Raw genomic sequence first — 16,596 nt, 5'->3', positions numbered from 1 at the left:
CCATGATGGCGGTGAACTCGCCCTGCGGGAAGGTGACGCTGACGTTGTCGAGGGCGACGACGCGGGTCTCGCCCTCCCCGTAGACCTTGTTGAGGCCGGTGGCGCGGGCGGCCGCCCGGCCGGTGCGGACGGCGGTTGCGGACATCGTCACGGAGGACTCCTGAGGGCTGTGGACGAAACGGACGATTGCGTTCCGTTCGATTCTCGCAACCCGTCCGCGTCCGGAATGTCGGCCCCGGGTACGGAGGCCCCCCGCCGTCCCGGCGTCCCGGCGGGGGGCTCTCTCCTCCTCAGGTATGACCTCGACCCCGAGGGGGACGGCGGCCCTACTCGATCGCGACGCCCCAGCGCACCGCGAGTCCGGCCAGGCCGTCCGGCACCGCCGTCCCGCTCGGCGTGAACCGCCAGACGCCGCCCCGGCGTTGGAACGAGCCGATCACCAGCGCGGTCTCCGGCACCCCGCCGGTGTCGGCCGTCCAGGCCGCCGGCCCGGTGGTGTCCGGGCCGAACGAGACGGCCGCGGACAGCCCGTGCACGTAGCCGAGCGGCAGCGCCGGCCGGTCGTCCTCCTCGGTCGAGACCGCGACCACCACCTCGTCCACGCCCGGCGTCAGCCGCCCCGGCTCCAGGGTCAGTTCGGCCCGGCGCACCGGCTCCCCGGACACCGAGCGGGTGGGATGCACCCGGACGGCGCCGTCGGGGTCCTGCGGGTTGTTGAAGAAGACGAAGTGCTCGTCGCTCAGCACCCTGCCGCCCGCGCAGAGGAAGGCCGAGACGTCCAGCTCGACCGCGTCGCCGCCGGCCGTCCGGCTCCGCCAGGAGAGTGCCACGGTGGTGGCGTGGTCCTCCGCAGAGGGCTCGTCGCCCGGCCGCCGGCCGTTCGCCGGACCGCTCCCCGAGGCGGCGTCCGCCGACGGGCCGCCCGCCGGACCGCTGCCGGAGGGAGCGCGACCGGCCGTACCGTCCCCGGCCCGGCCGCCGCCGGACGGTCCGCTCCCGTCGCCCAGCCGGCCGCGCAGCCCCTGTTCGGCCAGCAGCTCCACCAGCTCCGGCCCGCTCACCAGCGTCAGCGGCTTGTTGCGGATGTACTCGTACGAGCCCGGTCCGAAGCCGGCCGTGGTCACCAGGATGCCCTTGATCGCGCCGTGGTGGCGGACCGTCGAGTCCAGGTCGCGCACGGCGGTGGGGGAGACCGTCGAGCGGTAGCGCTTCGCCTGGATGACGATCCGTCCACCGGTCACCGGGTCGAGGTCCTCGGCGACCACGTCCACCCCGGCGTCGCCGCTGCGGGCCGTGGTCATCACCCGGAACCCGCGCAGCCGGAAGAGCTCGGCGATCAGCTCCTCGAACTCGATCGGGTCCATCGCGAAGAGGTCCGGCTCGTCCTCGCCGCCCTGCCCCGCCACGCTGCCGCCGACCGTCTCCGGCAGCCGGTCCGGTCGCACCTCGTCCAGCCGCTCCGGACGGGCCGACAGCACACCGCCCAGGCCCTGGAAGCACTCCACCGCCGCCACCCGGTCCAGCGCCAGCCCGGCGAACTCGGCCCGGTCCACGGTCACCGTGGTCAGGAACCGCTCGGCCTCCCGGCCGGTCGCGGGATCGATCCCCTGGACGAACCCGTTGAGCACCACCGAGGCCAGCAGCCCGTCCCCGTCCGCCCGGTAGAGCTCGGTCACCACCCGCAGCGCGCTCTGCGCCAGCACCTCCCGGTACAGCGCCTTGCGCTCGGTCGCCGGGCGGGCCACCTCCGCCTCCCGGTCGTCGGTCCGCACGTACCGCACCCGGCCCGCCGACGGCACCACCTCCGGGCCCGGCAGCTCCCAGTTCACCACCAGCTGGCGGCTGGACGCCTCCCAGGCCGCCACCAGCCGGTGCGGGAACCCCTCCGGCCAGGCGGCCGAGGCGTACAGCACGGCGGTGAAGTACTCCTGCACCGCCTCGGCCTGGCCGGAGCGCAGCCGGCGCAGCAACTCCTCCGTCCCGGCCGCCCGTTCCTCGTCCTCCCGGCGGAACCGGGCCACCCACTCCAGGTACTGCCCGTGGTACTCGGCGAGGCGCCGCTGCCGGTCCGCCTCGGCCGCCTGCGCCGCGTACCAGTCCTGCTCGAAACGGGCGCGGGCCTGCGCCGCGTACTGCTCGTACTGCTGCCAGACGCCCGGGTTGCGGGCCTGCACCGGATCCGGCGGCGGTACCCGGTACCGGGTCTGGTCCGGCATCGGCACCGGCTCGCCGAGCCGGCCCGGTTCGAACGCCGGCACCGGGCGCGCCGCCAGCAGGGCCTGCGGCCGGAACGCCGGCCGCCCGAGGCCGGCCGTCAGCAGACCGCTCAACTCAGCGACCCGGGCGTCCAGTTCGGCCGTCCGCCGGGCGGCCTCCGCCTCCCGCCCCTGCTGGTACGCGCGCTGCGCCTCCCGCTCGCCGCGGGCGGCGGCCTTCTGCGCCTCCCGCTCCTCCCGCTCACGTCGGCGCTGCTCGGTGGCCTGGGCGCGCCACCGGGCCTCCTCCCGGCGCTGCTCCTGACGCTGCGCCTCCGCCCAGACCGCCAGCACCCCGTTGTTCCGCCGCCCCGCCACGTCCACCCCTTCGTTCCACGCCCGTCCGGCGCCGCTTCCGTCTCCCGGCCGCGCCGCCGCCGCGCCGCCACAATAGAACGTGGACGGGGGGACCGCGCAAAGCGCCCGCGACCTGCGGTCCTGCGGGGCGGTGAGGCGGTGTCACCCGGCGCTCCCGCCCCGCCGTCGGGCCGCCCCGCCCCCGCCGCAGGGCCACCGGTGGTGCGCCGGCTCAGACCGGCGGTGCGTCCGCCCGTACCTCCGCGTACCAGCGCCACTCCGTGCGCCGCGGCCGGCCCGGCAGCTCGGTGCGGCCGGTGGCCCAGAGCAGGGTGGGCCAGGCACCGGCGGCGTCGTCGAGCGGGACGTCCGGGAAGACCCGGGCCAGGACGCGGTGACAGACGTCCGCCGGCGGTTGCCAGGGCAGTCCGAGCCCCTCGGCGACGTCGTGCAGGTGGACCAGCGTCTCCACCAGGCTCATCGCGGCGAATCCGGCCGGGTCGGCCAGACCCCAGGGATGGTAGGCCCGTACCCCGGGCGCGGCGGTGCGGGCGATCGCGACCATCAGGGCGCCGCTCGCCTCAAGGACCTGGATCAGCGCGGCCGGGCCGCCGTCACGGTCGACGAAGACGAAGCTGTTCGGCCCGCCGGGGAAGCGCCGCACCGAGAGGAACGGGACGTAGCGATCCTGCGGCGGCTCGGCCGGGCCGAGTTGGGCGGCGTACGCGAGCAGGTCGTCCGCGAGGTGTTCGACGGTGCTCCAGCAGTCCCAGCCGACCGCACCGGCCGGGCGCGACCAGTCGGCGTCGGCGGGCGCGGCCCGCAGGGTGGAGACGGCGAGTCGGAGTACGGCGGCGAGGTCGTCGGGGGTCACGGGCCCGGGCCGGGCGGATTCGGTGATCATGTCCCTGACGGTAGCCGGTCGGCGGCAGCCCGGGGCAGCCCCGGGCGGGCCCCGACAGCCTCGCGCGCCTCGGTGGCCCCGGCGCCGCCGGACCACCCGTGGTGTCCCGGTGTCGGACCCGCCGGGTAGCCTCGATGGCTCGGACGGGAGAGGTGAACGTGGCAGAACGACAGGCGGGCCCGGCAACCGGCTGGGTCTCCACCGGCCTGCACTGGCGGGACGGCCGACCGGTGCTGAGCGCCGTTCACGGCCGCCGGGTGCACGAGCGCGAGGCGTCGCCCGGCACCGAGGTCGGCTGGCTGCTGGGCGGACCGCGCCGCTGCACCGGGGCCTGGCTGGTGGGCCAGGACGAGCGCACACCGTGCCCGCACCACGCCGAGATCGCCCCGGACGGCGGGGCCGTGCAGTGCGCGCCCTGCCAGAGCGTCGACCGGGGGCTGGCGCTGGCCCGGGACCAGATCCTCGACGACGGCCGCACCTACCGGCTGTACCTCGCCTGGTTCGGCGAGGGCCTGCTGAAGGTGGGCCTGACCGCCGAGCAGCGCGGCACCAGCCGACTGCTCGAACAGGGCGCGCTGGCCTGGACCTTCGCCGCCCGGGGTGCGCTCCCCGCCGTGCGCCGGGCGGAACTCACGGTCGCCGCGTCCGGGTTGGCCCGCGAGCGGTTCAACAGCCGGGTCAAGCTGGACCACTGGTGGGAGCACGGCGACCTCGCGCACCGCCGCACGCTGCTCACCGAGGCCCGCTCCCGGGCCCACGGACTGCTCGACGGGCACGGACTGGAACTCCTGGCCGGCCACCCGGTCACCGACCACGTCGAGGTCTTCGGCCTGACCGGCGGCGCTCCGGCCGCCTACCGGCAGATCGACGCGCTCGCGCCCGGAGCGGTGGTCGCCGGGCGGCTGCGCCCGGCGATCGGGCGCCACCTGCTGCTCGACCAGTCCGACGGCACCGAGCCGCTGCTCCTCGACACCCGCCGGCTCACCGGCTGGACGCTCTCCCCGGCGCCGGGCCGACCGCCCTCCGGGCTGTCCCTGCGTCCGCGGGTCCGCCCGGAGGCGCCGGACACCCAGGAGGCGCTGTTCTAGGCCCTCCCGCGGGCGGTGCGGTGACGCTGCCGCCGCCGAGGCGGCGCGGTGAGGGCCGCGCCCTTCATCGTGGTTGCAAATAAAAACCGGCAAGTCTAGGCTCGGCCCTGCCCGGTTTCACATTGCTACCACTGTGCTCCGAGAGGCCCGCCATGATCGCCGCCCACGAGACCTTCGCCGGCACCTTCCCGTACCGTCCGCGTTTCAGCGGTGCCCCCGGCTTCCGGATGCACTACGTCGACGAGGGTGCCGGTCCGGTCGTCCTCTGCCTGCACGGCGAACCCACCTGGGGCTACCTCTTCCGGGACCTCGTCCGCCGCCTCGCGCCCACCCACCGGGTCGTCGTCCCCGACCACATGGGCTTCGGCAGGAGCGAGACCCCCGCGGACCGCACGTACTGGCTGCAGGACCACATCGACAATGCCGAGGCCCTCGTCCTCGACCTCGGCCTGAGCGGGATCACCCTGGTGATGCACGACTTCGGCGGGCCGGTCGGCATGGGCCTGGCCGCCCGGCGGCCCGACCTGATCGCACGGGTCGTCAGCGTCAACGGCCCCACCCCGTTCGGCCAGCCCGACCTCGCCGAGGTGCTGGCCGCCAACGCCGCCGACTCCCCGTGGTTCCGCTGGATCGCCCGGGCCCACGCCGACGGCACCCTCGACGCCGTCCTCGGCGACCTCGGCCGCGACGTCCTCGGCACCCTGCGCCTCAACGGCTTCGAGAACCCCGCCCTGATCACCGACACCTGGCTCCGCGCGTACGGCGCGCCGTTCCCGACCCCGGGGCAGAGCCTCGGCGCGATCGGCTGGGCGAAGGGCTTCGCGACCGGCGCGCACCGGTTCGAGGAGCCGTCGGACGAGGCCCGCGCCGCGCTGGCCGCCGTTCCCGCGCTGGCCGTCTGGGGCGCCGCGGACCGGACGCTGAACGCCCGGCACTTCCTCCCGCTGTTCCGTGCGGCCTTCCCGGAGGGCCGGGTCGTCGAGCTGCCCGGGGTCGGCCACTACAGCCCGGAGGACGCTCCGGAGGAGCTCGCCGACCTGCTCGGGCGATTCCTGGCCGAGACCGACCCGACCGTCCCCGCTCCGCAGGGGGCCTGAACGCAACGGCCCCCGAGCCGCCGGAGCGGTTCTAGGCGAGCTTGCCGCGCACCCCGCCGGGTCCGGAACGGGCCCGCCGGGAGAGCGGGGGCCGCGACGGCCGGACGTCCGGTCGTCCGCCGGTCGACTCCTCCGGTGCGGCGCCGGTGCGCGTGGCCCGGGCGGCCGCCAGCGCGATCCGGGCGAGCAGCGGGTCCTCCCGGATCCCGGCCTCCTGCTTCACCGCCTGGCACCGTGCGCACCAGAGCGGCGACGCGGGCCCGTCCGGGTAGGCCATCCCCTCGGGCGGCAGGTAGTGGCTGCCGCACTCGACGCATTCGAAGACCAGCCTCATCCGACGATCACCGTCCCGGAACCGTGGCACCGACCGCATGGCGACCAGAAGGTGTGGATCCTCGGCACCATGCTCCCTTCCTCATCGAGCTCGACCGTGGCCTCGGTCTTCTCGGTCCCTCCGGACCCGCCGCACCCGGAGCAGGACTGAACCTCGGGCATATGCGTTCCTCCTTGGCGCGGGCACCACGGTAGCGCGAATCACGGTGGCCCAGCACCGATCCTGACGAACCGTCGCGGAAGCGGGGCGCGCACGACCGGTTCGCGCGCCCCCGGGGGAGCTCAGCGGGCGACCGTCCGGAAGCCGCAGTTGCCGCTGGTCGACTCCGGGGTGTTCCCGGTGCGGGCGGCCACCCGGTAGCGGTTGCAGTAGGAGTCGTGGCACAGGTACGAGCCGCCGCGCAGCACCCGGCGCCCGGTGCCGTCCGGGCAGTGCTCCGGTCCGCGCGGGTCGAGGCGCGGTGAGCGCGCGTACCAGCCGGGGTCGAAGCGGTCGGCGCACCACTCCCAGACGTTCCCGGCCACGTCGGCCAGGCCGAAGCCGTTGGGCGGGTAGGTGCCGACCGGCGCGGTCGCGTACCAGCCGTCCTCGCCGGTGGGCAGGTCGGGGAACCGGCCCTGCCAGATCCGGCAGCGGTGCTCGCCGTCCGGGCGCAGCTCGTCGCCCCACGGGTAGCGGCGGCCGGCCAGCGGCCCGCGGGCGGCGTACTCCCACTCGGCCTCGGTGGGCAGCCGGCGGCCGGCCCAGTGGCAGTAGGCGAGCGCGTCACGGTGGCTGACGTGCACCACGGGGTGGTCGAGCTGGTCGGCGGCGTCCCCGAGCGGCCCGTGGGGGTGGCGCCAGTCGGCGCCGCGGACCTCCAGCCACCAGGGCGCGGCGGGGGAACGGCCGAGCAGGTCGGTGGGTTCGGCGAGCGCGAACAGGTGGAAGACGGCGGAGGAGCCGGCCCGCTCGGCGTCGGTGCGGTAGCCGGTGGCCTCGACGAAGGCCGAGAACCGGGCGGTGGTGACGGGCTCGGTGTCGATGGTGAAGGGGGCCAGCTCCACCTCGTGCACCGGCGTCTCGCCGTCGGCGGGGTACCCCTCGTCGTGTGCGTCCCCCATCGCGAACACGCCTCCGGGCAGCGCCGCTTCGGGGTGCACGGGCCTGGCGTCGGCGGCCCGGGGCGGAAGCGGGAGGACGGGCGCGTCGGCGGCCCGGGCCGACGGCAGGCAGCAGGACCGTTCGGCGGGGGGTTGACTCATGGGGCCAAGCTATAGCACTTTTCACCTAGGTGAGAATGCACCTAGCTGTCGTCACGGAAGAGGGAAGCGCCCCCGGTGAAGTTCGACCACGTCCTGCTCGGCCTGCTGGCCATCCACCCCCGCAGCGGCTGGGACCTCAAGCAGTGGCTGGCGGGGGAGGGCCAGTTCGTCCGTTCGAACGCCCACCAGAGCCAGATCTACCGGCTTCTCAACCGGATGGCCGAACAGGGCTGGGTCGCCTTCGAGACCGACCCGCGCGACGGCCGCCCGGATGCCAAGGTGTACCGGCTGACCGGGGCCGGCCGCGCCGAGCTGGTCACCGAGGCCCGTTCGCCGTACCGGCCGACCAGCCGTTTCCAGGACCCGGACTTCATGGCCCGGTTCTACTTCACCGGCCTGGTCGCCCCGGACCGGCTGATCGACCTGATCGACACCGAACTCGCCTACCGGCGGCGCCAGGTGGCCACCATGCGCGGCCGCGACCGGTCCGTGGCCTTCGCCGAGGGAGTCCCCGAGGCGGACGCCCACCGGGTCCGTCTGCTCCGCGAACTCACCCACCAGTACGGCGCGTCCGCCGTCGACGCCTGGCTCGACTGGCTGGAACGCACCCGCCGCCTGCTCGGGGACGCGCTGCCCGACCCCGACCCCGACCCCGCCGCCGACCCCGCCGCCGAAGCCCGCCCCGCGCCCATCGAAGGAGACTCCGCCCGGTGAAAGCCGTCCTGGTCATGTTCGACAGCCTCAACCGCCGCTTCCTGCCGCCCTACGGCTGCGACTGGACCCTGGCCCCGAACTTCAGCCGCCTCGCCGCCCGATCCGCCACCTTCGACAACTGCTACGGCGGCTCGATGCCCTGCATGCCGGCCCGCCGCGAGATGCACACCGGCCGCTACAACTTCCTGCACCGCTCCTGGGGCCCGCTGGAGCCCTTCGACGACTCCGTCCCCGACCTCCTCGGCAAGGCCGGCGTCTACACCCACCTGGTCACCGACCACCAGCACTACTGGGAGGACGGCGGCGCCACCTACCACAACCGGTACGGCAGCTACGAGTTCTTCCGCGGCCAGGAGGGCGACAAGTGGAAGGGGCACGTCGCCGACCCGGACATCCCCGAGACGCTCTCCTGGCGCGCCGGCCCGGCCTGGCGCCAGGACTGGGTCAACCGTCAGTACCTGCAGGACATCGCCGACCACCCGCAGACCCGCACCTTCGACGCCGGTCTGGAGTTCCTCGCCACCAACCGCGACCAGGACCGCTGGTTCCTGCAGATCGAGTGCTTCGACCCGCACGAGCCCTTCTACTCCTACGCCGAGCACAAGAAGCACTACCCGCACGACTGGGACGGCCCGCACTTCGACTGGCCCGACTACAGGCGCGTCACGGAGAGCCCCGAGGCCGTCGAACACGCCCGCAACGAGTACGCCGCGCTGCTCACCATGTGCGACGACTCGCTCGGCCGGGTCCTCGACGCCTTCGACGAGCACGACCTCTGGGACGACACCCTGCTGATCGTCTGCACCGACCACGGCCTGCTGCTCGGCGAGCGCGGCTGGTGGGGGAAGAACATCCAGCCCTGGTACGACGAGAACATCCACACCCCGCTGTTCGTCTGGGACCCGCGCACCCGTGCCACCGGCCGCCGCGCCGCCCTCGTCCAGACCGTCGACCTCGGGCCCACCCTGCTGGAGTACTTCGGTGTCCCGCGCACCCCCGACATGCAGGGCCGCCCGCTCGCCGACACCGTCGCCCACGACACCCCCGTCCGGCTGCACGGCCTGTTCGGCGTCTTCGGCGGGCACGTCAACATCACCGACGGCCGGTACGTCTACATGCGCGCCTGCAAGGACGCCGACCACCGCCCGCTGTACGAGCACACCCTGATGCCCACCCACATGCACGGCCCCTTCACGCCGCAGGAGCTGGCCCCCGCGACCCTGGCCGGACCGCTGCCCTTCACCAAGGGCATGCCCGTCCTGCGGCTGCCCGCCAACGCCTGGGGCAACCCGTACGCCTTCGGCACCCTGCTGTTCGACCTCTACACCGATCCGGACCAGGAACAGCCGCTGGTCGACGACGCGTTGGAGCTCCAGCTGGCGGCCCTGCTCACCCAGGCGCTGCGGGACGCCGACGCCCCGGCCGACCAGTTCGAACGGCTCGGCCTGCCCGCCGCGGGGCCGGTCACGGCCGAGCACCTCCAGGTCCGTGCCCAGCGCCCGCAGGCACTCGCCTCCGCCGAACCCCTCCCCGAGGCCGGGGACTTCCCGGACACCCCGCTCTCCGTGCACACCCCGCTGCGCACCCTGCTGGAGGACGAACGGGCCGCCGCGGCCGTCCTGGAGCGGCTGCCGATGCTGGCCGCCCCGGGCCTGCGGGCGATGCTCGGCGCACTCTCGCCGTTCCGGCTCGCCGCCATGGGCCCGTCCGTCCGGCCCGCGGACCTGCGCGCCCTCGCGGACGCCCTCGCCGGGCTGCCCGCCCCGGCCGGACCGGCCGAGTAGCGGACGCCCTCGCCGGGCTGCCCGCCCCGGCCGGACCGGCCGAGTAGCGGACGCCGGAGCAGCGGACGGCCGGCCGGGCGGCGGGCGGCGGCGGACCCCGGGCCCGCCGGCGGTTCAGCCGAACGAGCTGCGCAGGAACTCGCGGTTCATCGCGGCGATGCTGGGCAGCGGGATGCCCTTCGGGCAGGCCGTGGCGCACTCGCCGGTGTTGGTGCAGCCGCCGAACCCCTCGGCGTCCATCGCGGAGACCATCTCGCGCACCCGCGACCTCCGCTCCGGCGCGCCCTGCGGGAGGATGGTGAGGTGGACCACCTTCGCGGAGGTGAAGAGCATCGCCGACCCGTTCGGGCAGGCGGCCACGCAGGCGCCGCAGCCGATGCACTCGGCGTGCTCGAACGCGGTGTCGGCGGCCTCCTTGGGCACCGGGGTGGCGTGCGCGTCGGGCGCGCTCCCGGTCGGGGCGGTGATGTAGCCGCCCGCGCCGATGATCCGGTCGAAGGCCGAGCGGTCCACCACCAGGTCCTTGACCACCGGGAACGCCGCCGCGCGCCACGGCTCGACGTCGATGGTGTCGCCGTCGGTGAAGTGCCGCATGTGCAACTGGCAGGTGGTGGTCCGCTCGGGGCCGTGCGCCCGGCCGTTGATGACCATGCCGCAGGCGCCGCAGATCCCCTCGCGGCAGTCGTGGTCGAACGCGACGGGCGTGTCGCCGCGGGTGATCAGCTCCTCGTTGAGGGTGTCGAGCATCTCCAGGAAGGACATGTCCGGACTGATCCCGCCGACCTGGTAGGTGGTCATCGAGCCCGGCGTGTCCGGGCCCGCCTGGCGCCAGATCCGAAGGGTGAGGTTCACGCGTAGCTCCGTTGGGTGGGGTGGACGTGCTCGAAGTCGAGGTGCTCGCGGTGGAGCACGGGCGCCTCGCCGGTGCCGGTGAACTCCCAGGCGGCGGCGTAGGAGAACTCCTCGTCGCGCCGGGCGGCCTCGCCGTCCGGGGTCTGGCTCTCGGTGCGGAAGTGGCCGCCGCAGGACTCGGCCCGGTGCAGTGCGTCCAGGCACATCAGCTCGGCCAGTTCGAAGTAGTCGACCAGCCGGTTGGCCTTCTCCAGCGACTGGTTCAGCTCCTCGCCGGTGCCGGGGACCTTGATCCGGCGCCAGAACTCCTCGCGCAGGAGCGGGATCCGGGCCAGCGCCCGGCGCAGCCCCTCCGCGTCGCGGGCCATCCCGCACTCGTCCCAGAGCAGTTCGCCGAGCTCGCGGTGGAAGGAGTCGGGCGTCCGGTCGCCGTCCACCGCGAGGATCAGGTTCAGCCGGTCCGTCACCTCGGCCTCGACCGTGGCGATCTCCTCATGGTCGGCCGGGACGGCGGGGAGCCTCTCCCGGGCCAGGTAGTCGTTGAGCACCGGCGGGAGTACGAAGTAGCCGTCCGCCAGGCCCTGCATCAGGGCGCTGGCGCCGAGCCGGTTGGCGCCGTGGTCGGAGAAGTTGGCCTCGCCGACGGCGAACAGCCCCGGGACGGTGGTCTGGAGGTCGTAGTCGACCCAGAGCCCGCCCATCGTGTAGTGGATCGCCGGGTAGATCCGCATCGGCACCCGGTACGGGTCCTCGGCGGTGATCCGTTCGTACATCTCGAACAGGTTGCCGTACCGGGCCTCCACCGCGTCCCGGCCCAGCCGGCGGACGGCGTCGGCGAAGTCGAGGTAGACCCCCTGGCCGCCGGGGCCGACGCCGCGGCCCTCGTCGCAGACGTTCTTGGCGGCCCGGGAGGCGATGTCGCGCGGGACGAGGTTGCCGAAGGACGGGTAGATTCGCTCCAGGTAGTAGTCCCGCTCGTCCTCCGGGATCTCGGCCGGCGGTCGGGTGTCGCCCTTCGCCTTCGGTACCCAGATCCGGCCGTCGTTGCGCAGCGACTCGCTCATCAGGGTGAGCTTGGACTGGTGCTCGCCGGAGCGCGGGATGCAGGTGGGGTGGATCTGGGTGAAGCACGGATTGGCGAAGTACGCGCCGCGTCGGTGCGCCCGCCAGATCGCGGTGGCGTTGGAGTTCTTGGCGTTGGTGGAGAGGTAGAAGACGTTGCCGTACCCGCCGCTGGCGAGGACCACCGCATCGGCGGTGTACGTCGAGACCGCGCCGGTGACCAGGTCGCGGGCGACGATCCCGCGCGCCCGCCCGTCGATCACCAGCAGGTCGAGCATCTCGGTGCGGGCGTGCATCTCCACGGTCCCGGCGGCGATCTGCCGGGACAGCGCCTGGTAGGCGCCGAGCAGCAGCTGCTGGCCGGTCTGGCCGCGGGCGTAGAAGGTCCGGGAGACCTGGACGCCGCCGAACGACCGGGTGTCCAGCAGGCCGCCGTACTCACGGGCGAACGGCACGCCCTGGGCCACGCACTGGTCGATGATCTCCACCGAGACCTGGGCCAGGCGGTGCACGTTGGACTCGCGGGCACGGAAGTCGCCGCCCTTGACGGTGTCGTAGAAGAGCCGCCGGACCGAGTCGCCGTCGTTGCGGTAGTTCTTGGCCGCGTTGATGCCGCCCTGGGCGGCGATCGAGTGGGCCCGCCGGGGGGAGTCCTGGAAACAGAACTGGACGACGTGGTAGCCCTGTTCGGCGAGGGTGGCGCCGGCCGCGCCGCCGGCCAGGCCGGTGCCGACCACGATGACGGTGTGCTTGCGCCGGTTGGCCGGGTTGACCAGCTTGGCGTCGAACCGCCGCTGGTCCCACCGCTGTTCGATCGGCCCGGCGGGGGCCCGGGTGTCGGCGACCGGCTCACCGGTCCGGTAGTCGCTGTAGTCGGTGCTCAACTCACCACTCCGGTCATCACGGCCACGGGGACGGACAGGAAGCCCACGGTCAGCAGCAACGCCAGGCCGTTGGCGGTCAGCTTCAACGCGCGGTCCCGGCGGGCGTTGTTGGCGCCGAGGGTCTGCGCGGCGCTCCAGAAGCCGTGCCGGACGTGCAGGCCGACCGCGAGCATCGCGACGATGTAGATCCCGCAGCCGTACCACGTCCCGAACGAGGCCACGATGTTCTGGTACGGCTTGCCGTGCTCCGCGTTGGGGTTCACGGTCAGCGTGGTCAGGTCGAGGATGTGCCACACGAGGAAGAGCGCCAGGATCACCCCGCCCCAGCGCATGGTCCGGGTCGCGTAGCTCGCCCGCCGCCGCCGGTGCGCGTACCGGGCCGGCCGGGCGGCCCGGTCGCGCCGGCTCAGCTGGTACGCGGCCACGCCGTGCAGCAGGACGGCGGCCAGCAGGCCGACCCGGGCGATCCAGAGGAACCACTCGTGCCCGAGGAACGGCTGACCGAGGGTGCGCAGCCAGGCCGCGTAGCCGTTGATGTCCTCCGGCCCGAAGAACACCTTGAGGTTGCCCAGCATGTGCGCGACCAGGTAGAGCAGCATGGCCAGTCCGCTGACGGCCATGACCGCCTTCTTGCCGACGGTCGACCGCCACAGGGTGGCCAGGGTGGACGGATGCCGGGCCGTCCGAGTCGCGGTTGTCATGGCGCCAACGGTAGGGACGGCGGCGACGGTACGTCTAAGACATGATTCGGCTCGCGACCATAGCCTCCGGCTATCGTGCCGGGCGGCCGGGGCGGCCTATCCTGGCCGGGTGCAGCTCCAGCAACTCCGCTACTTCGTGGCCGTCGCCGAGACCCGTCACTTCACCCGGGCCGCCGAGGAGGTGCATGTGGCACAGCCTTCACTCTCGCAACAGATCCGTTCCCTGGAGCGGGAGTTGGGAGCCGAGCTGTTCCACCGCACGCGCGGCAACATCGCCCTGACCGACGCCGGCGGGGCGCTGCTGCCGCTCGCCAGGCGCATCCTCGCCGACACCGAGAACGCCCGCCTCGCCGTCCAGGAGACCGTGCAGCTGCGCCGGGGCCGGGTCCGGCTGGGGGCGCCGCCGAGCCTCTGCACCAGCCTGGTGCCGGACGTCCTGCGGGTCTTCCGGGACCGCTACCCGGGGGTGGCCCTGGTGGTCCGGGAGGGCGGCTCGGGCGATCTGGTGCCGGCGCTGACCTCGGGGGAGCTGGACCTCGCGCTGGTCATCACCCGGCCGGGCGGTGCGGCCGGACGGTCCGGGCATCCGCTGGCCGTCACGGAACTGCTGCACGAGGAGCTGGTGCTGGTGGAGCGCGAGGCCGCTCGGCCGGGGCCCGGTGACCGGGCCGGCGCGGGCCGGGCACCCGCCCGGCGGCGGAAGGTCCGGGTGACGGAGCTGCGCGGGCGCCCGCTGGTCATGTTCCGCGAGGGCTACGACCTGCGCGAGGCGACCCTCGCGGCCTGCCGGGCGGCCGGGTTCGAGCCGGAGTTCGCGGTCGAGGGAGGCGAGATGGACGCGGTGCTCGGCTTCGTCCGGGCCGGGCTCGGGCCGGCCGTGCTGCCCGGCATGGTGGCGGCCCGCTCGGGGCTGGTGGTGACCCCGTTCGCCGCCCCGGGGCTGGGGCGCAGCATCGCGGTGGCGCACGACTCGGAGGTGCCGCTGACCCGCGCCGCGGAGGCGCTGCGGACGACCCTGCTGGCCCACCTGCGGGACGCGGCCCACGCCGGTGAGCTGCCGCCGGGCACGCGGTTGCTGCTGGCGTGAGCCCCCGGACCCCGTCGGTCCGGGCGTCGGGCCCGGGCGTCGGGCCCGACGAGCCGGCCGCCGTCCGACCGGTCGACCCTCCGGGCGTCCGAACGGTTGGCACCCTGTGCGAATCACCCGAATCGTGACCTGGCCGCTCCGGGGGTCCGGAACCCGCTGTTCCCGGGCTGCGTCCCAGGTAGCGGCGGTGGTGCCGTAAGGTGCGACGCCGCAGAGCCGCGGGAGCGACGGGGAGAACGCGAAGCGATGGACGACCGGAAGCAGCAGGACCACAGACAGACCGGGGGCGCGACCGCCCCCGCCGCGAGGGATGCCCGGGTGCCTTCGGACGAACGGCCGTGGGAACTCCCGGAGTACCTCCACGAACGGGAGCTCGGTGCCGGGGCGAGCGGCCGGGTGGTGCGCGCCCGCCACCGGGTGACCGGCACCCCGGTCGCGGTCAAGTACCTCCACGGCTCCGTCGGCACGCCCGGCCTGCGCACGGAGGCCGAGGTCCTCGCCGGCATCGACTCCCCGCACGTCACCCGGCTCTACGAGTACGTGGAGGGGGAGCGGGGCTCGGCCATCGTGATGGAGCTGGTGGACGGCATCGCGCTGCGCGATCTGCTCCGGGCGGAGGGTGCCACCACGCCGGAGGCCGCCCTGGTCGTGCTGAGGGGCTCGCTGCTCGGCCTGGCCGCCGCGCACGAGGCCGGTGTGGTGCACCGCGACTACAAGCCCGCCAACGTCCTGGTGGACACCGTCGGCACCTCCAAACTGGTCGACTTCGGCATCGCCGTGCCGAGCGGTGACGATCGTGACGTCTCCGGTACCCCCGCCTACATGCCGCCCGAGCAGTGGGCGGGGCGGCCCGCCTCACCGGCCGGCGATGTCTACGCCGCCACCGTCACCTTCTTCGAGTGCCTCACCGGCGCCCGTCCCTACGGCGGCACCACGATCGCCGAACTCGCCGTCCAGCACACCGAGGCCCCGATCCCGGCGGAGCTGGCGCCGGACCCGGTCCGGCCGCTGATCCTGTCCGGCCTGGCCAAGGATCCGGAGGACCGGCCCGACAGCGCGAGCGCGCTCGTCGAGGAGCTGGAGGCGGTCGCCGCCGCCGGGTACGGACCGCAGTGGGAGGAGAAGGGACGGCTCGACCTGACGGCACTGGTCGCCCTGCTCGCGCTGCTGCTGCCCGGTGCGGGCGCCGCCGCCGGAGGCACCTCGCTGGCCCACACCACCCTGGGCGGCACCGGGGCCCCGACGGCGGGGACCGTGGTCGGGGCCGGTCCTGACCCGTCCGCGGCCGTCCGGGAGACCCTGGTCCGGCGCGGGGTGCGGCTCGGCACCCGCGGCAAGGCCCTCGTCGGCGTCGCGGCCGGCGCGCTGACCCTCGCCACGCTGGCGGGCATGGCCATGGCCGGGGCCGCCGACGGCGGTGGCCGTACGGTCGTGGGCGGCGCCGCCCCGGAGGCGACCACCAGCCTCGGCGCGCCCGACCCGGCGGGCGACCCCTCACCGGCCGGCCCGCCGGTGGGCCCGGACGCCCCGAGCACGGACCCGTCCGCTCCGACGGCCACGCCGACGGGCCCGGACGCCCCGAGCACCGGCGCCACGGCCGTACCGACGGTCGGGCCGACGGCGGGCCCGGGCAGTCCGGGCGGCGGCCCCAAGCCCTCGCCGACCGGCAAGACCCCGACACCGCCGGGGCTCCCGCCCGGCACCGCCGCGCCCACCACCGGCCTGCCGCCGGCGCCGCCCGTCGGCGGCGTGCCCACCGCCGCACCCACCACGGCCCCGACCGCCGCGCCCACCACCGGCCTGCCGCCGGCGCCGCCCGTCGGCGGCGTGCCCACCGCCGCACCCACCACGGCCCCGACCGTCGGGCCCCCGTCGGCCCCGCCCGTCGGCGGCGCGCCCACCACCGCGGGTCCGAGCCCGACCCTCGGTCCGGCGCCGACCGCGACCGTCGCTCCGGCGACGGTGGGCACGGTGAACGTCGACTCGCTGACCTGCGCCGGGCGCTGGAGCGTGACCGCGACGGTCACGGTGGTCGCCCGGGGCGCGGGCACCGGGGACCTCACGCTGAGCTGGTACCACAGCTCGGGCGGGCGGGCGGTCACCGTCGCGACCGAGACGGTGGTGGTCCGCGACGGTCGCGCCACCGTGACCCGGACGCACGACTTCGGCTCGGCCGACACCTTCCCGACCTGGGGCGTGCGCGTCGGCACCGTGCCGGCTGCGGCGAAGCCGGGCCGGACGTCGGCCGACGTGGCCGCCTACCTCTGCGACCCGCCCCGCTGATCCGCACCCA

General features: G+C 74.8%; 13 protein-coding genes and 1 pseudogene. 6 read left to right on the top strand and 8 right to left on the bottom strand.

The genetic code is table 11. From position 1 onward, the window contains the following. From PUR61_RS14800 to PUR61_RS14790, 3 genes and pseudogenes are all read right to left on the bottom strand, one after another. A pseudogene (locus PUR61_RS14800) lies at positions 1 to 151 on the bottom strand (ABC transporter ATP-binding protein); the annotation flags it as partial. Between the two features lie 175 nt (positions 152 to 326). Continuing rightward, positions 327 to 2,573: a restriction endonuclease gene (locus PUR61_RS14795; protein ID WP_329879295.1), complete on the bottom strand. Its 2,247-nt coding sequence runs from the start codon at positions 2,571 to 2,573 to the stop codon at positions 327 to 329. A gap of 211 nt (positions 2,574 to 2,784) precedes the next feature. Beyond that, on the bottom strand, positions 2,785 to 3,456 hold the full coding sequence (locus tag PUR61_RS14790; protein WP_329879294.1) for a maleylpyruvate isomerase N-terminal domain-containing protein: 672 nt from the start codon (positions 3,454 to 3,456) through the stop codon (positions 2,785 to 2,787). 158 nt (positions 3,457 to 3,614) lie between these two features. On the opposite strand from PUR61_RS14790, the gene PUR61_RS14785 reads away from it, so the two are divergent. Then, positions 3,615 to 4,544 (top strand): DUF2797 domain-containing protein, encoded by a 930-nt coding sequence (locus tag PUR61_RS14785; protein ID WP_329879293.1) that lies wholly within the window; start codon positions 3,615 to 3,617, stop codon positions 4,542 to 4,544. A 152-nt stretch (positions 4,545 to 4,696) separates the two neighbouring features. Next, positions 4,697 to 5,641 (top strand): alpha/beta fold hydrolase, encoded by a 945-nt coding sequence (locus PUR61_RS14780; RefSeq protein WP_329879292.1) that lies wholly within the window; start codon positions 4,697 to 4,699, stop codon positions 5,639 to 5,641. A gap of 31 nt (positions 5,642 to 5,672) precedes the next feature. Here PUR61_RS14780 and PUR61_RS14775 read toward each other — a convergent pair whose 3' ends face one another. Together PUR61_RS14775 and PUR61_RS14770 are read right to left on the bottom strand one after the other, a co-directional pair. Next, positions 5,673 to 5,975, bottom strand: a complete 303-nt coding sequence (locus tag PUR61_RS14775) for a hypothetical protein (protein ID WP_329879291.1) — start codon at positions 5,973 to 5,975, stop codon at positions 5,673 to 5,675. Positions 5,976 to 6,256: 281 nt separating this feature from the next. Beyond that, positions 6,257 to 7,219: a formylglycine-generating enzyme family protein gene (locus tag PUR61_RS14770; RefSeq protein ID WP_329879290.1), complete on the bottom strand. Its 963-nt coding sequence runs from the start codon at positions 7,217 to 7,219 to the stop codon at positions 6,257 to 6,259. A 75-nt stretch (positions 7,220 to 7,294) separates the two neighbouring features. On the opposite strand from PUR61_RS14770, the gene PUR61_RS14765 reads away from it, so the two are divergent. Together PUR61_RS14765 and PUR61_RS14760 are read left to right on the top strand one after the other, a co-directional pair. Further along, on the top strand, positions 7,295 to 7,933 hold the full coding sequence (locus PUR61_RS14765; protein ID WP_329879289.1) for a PadR family transcriptional regulator: 639 nt from the start codon (positions 7,295 to 7,297) through the stop codon (positions 7,931 to 7,933). Then, complete coding sequence (locus PUR61_RS14760; RefSeq protein ID WP_329879288.1) at positions 7,930 to 9,717, top strand: sulfatase; 1,788 nt, start codon at positions 7,930 to 7,932, stop codon at positions 9,715 to 9,717. Before PUR61_RS14765 ends, PUR61_RS14760 begins: the two co-directional genes overlap by 4 nt. 114 nt (positions 9,718 to 9,831) lie before the next feature. On the opposite strand, the gene PUR61_RS14755 is transcribed toward PUR61_RS14760, so the two are convergent. The 3 genes from PUR61_RS14755 to PUR61_RS14745 are packed head-to-tail and all read right to left on the bottom strand — an operon-like array spanning position 9,832 to position 13,216. Next, positions 9,832 to 10,569: a succinate dehydrogenase/fumarate reductase iron-sulfur subunit gene (locus PUR61_RS14755; protein ID WP_329879287.1), complete on the bottom strand. Its 738-nt coding sequence runs from the start codon at positions 10,567 to 10,569 to the stop codon at positions 9,832 to 9,834. Then, positions 10,566 to 12,515 (bottom strand): fumarate reductase/succinate dehydrogenase flavoprotein subunit, encoded by a 1,950-nt coding sequence (locus PUR61_RS14750; protein ID WP_329879286.1) that lies wholly within the window; start codon positions 12,513 to 12,515, stop codon positions 10,566 to 10,568. Before PUR61_RS14750 ends, PUR61_RS14755 begins: the two co-directional genes overlap by 4 nt. Further along, positions 12,512 to 13,216, bottom strand: coding sequence for a succinate dehydrogenase cytochrome b subunit (locus tag PUR61_RS14745; protein ID WP_329879285.1), 705 nt, complete (start codon positions 13,214 to 13,216; stop codon positions 12,512 to 12,514). The genes PUR61_RS14750 and PUR61_RS14745 overlap by 4 nt, the downstream gene beginning before the upstream one ends. A 109-nt stretch (positions 13,217 to 13,325) precedes the next feature. Here PUR61_RS14745 and PUR61_RS14740 point away from each other — a divergent pair, with 109 nt between their 5' ends. Both PUR61_RS14740 and PUR61_RS14735 read left to right on the top strand, forming a co-directional pair. Further along, positions 13,326 to 14,303 (top strand): LysR family transcriptional regulator, encoded by a 978-nt coding sequence (locus tag PUR61_RS14740; protein ID WP_329879284.1) that lies wholly within the window; start codon positions 13,326 to 13,328, stop codon positions 14,301 to 14,303. Between the two features lie 318 nt (positions 14,304 to 14,621). Then, entirely contained in the window at positions 14,622 to 16,586 is a 1,965-nt protein-coding gene (locus tag PUR61_RS14735) for a serine/threonine-protein kinase (protein ID WP_329879283.1), read from the top strand. Positions 16,587 to 16,596 lie beyond the last annotated feature (10 nt).

Origin of the sequence: Streptomyces sp. BE20 (assembly GCF_036322525.1) — a bacterium.
Lineage (GTDB): Bacteria > Actinomycetota > Actinomycetes > Streptomycetales > Streptomycetaceae > Kitasatospora.
The sequence above is the reverse complement of the archived record's forward strand: the minus strand, read 5'-3'. Positions and strand labels throughout refer to the sequence as shown.

Bases quoted from the DNA above. Each gene is read 5' to 3' on its own strand.
- PUR61_RS14790 (WP_329879294.1), bottom strand. From the start codon at position 3,456: ATGATCACCGAATCCGCCCGGCCCGGGCCCGTGACCCCCGACGACCTC.
- PUR61_RS14780 (WP_329879292.1), top strand. From the start codon at position 4,697: ATGATCGCCGCCCACGAGACCTTCGCCGGCACCTTCCCGTACCGTCCG.
- PUR61_RS14775 (WP_329879291.1), bottom strand. From the start codon at position 5,975: ATGAGGCTGGTCTTCGAATGCGTCGAGTGCGGCAGCCACTACCTGCCG.
- PUR61_RS14770 (WP_329879290.1), bottom strand. From the start codon at position 7,219: ATGAGTCAACCCCCCGCCGAACGGTCCTGCTGCCTGCCGTCGGCCCGG.
- PUR61_RS14745 (WP_329879285.1), bottom strand. From the start codon at position 13,216: ATGACAACCGCGACTCGGACGGCCCGGCATCCGTCCACCCTGGCCACC.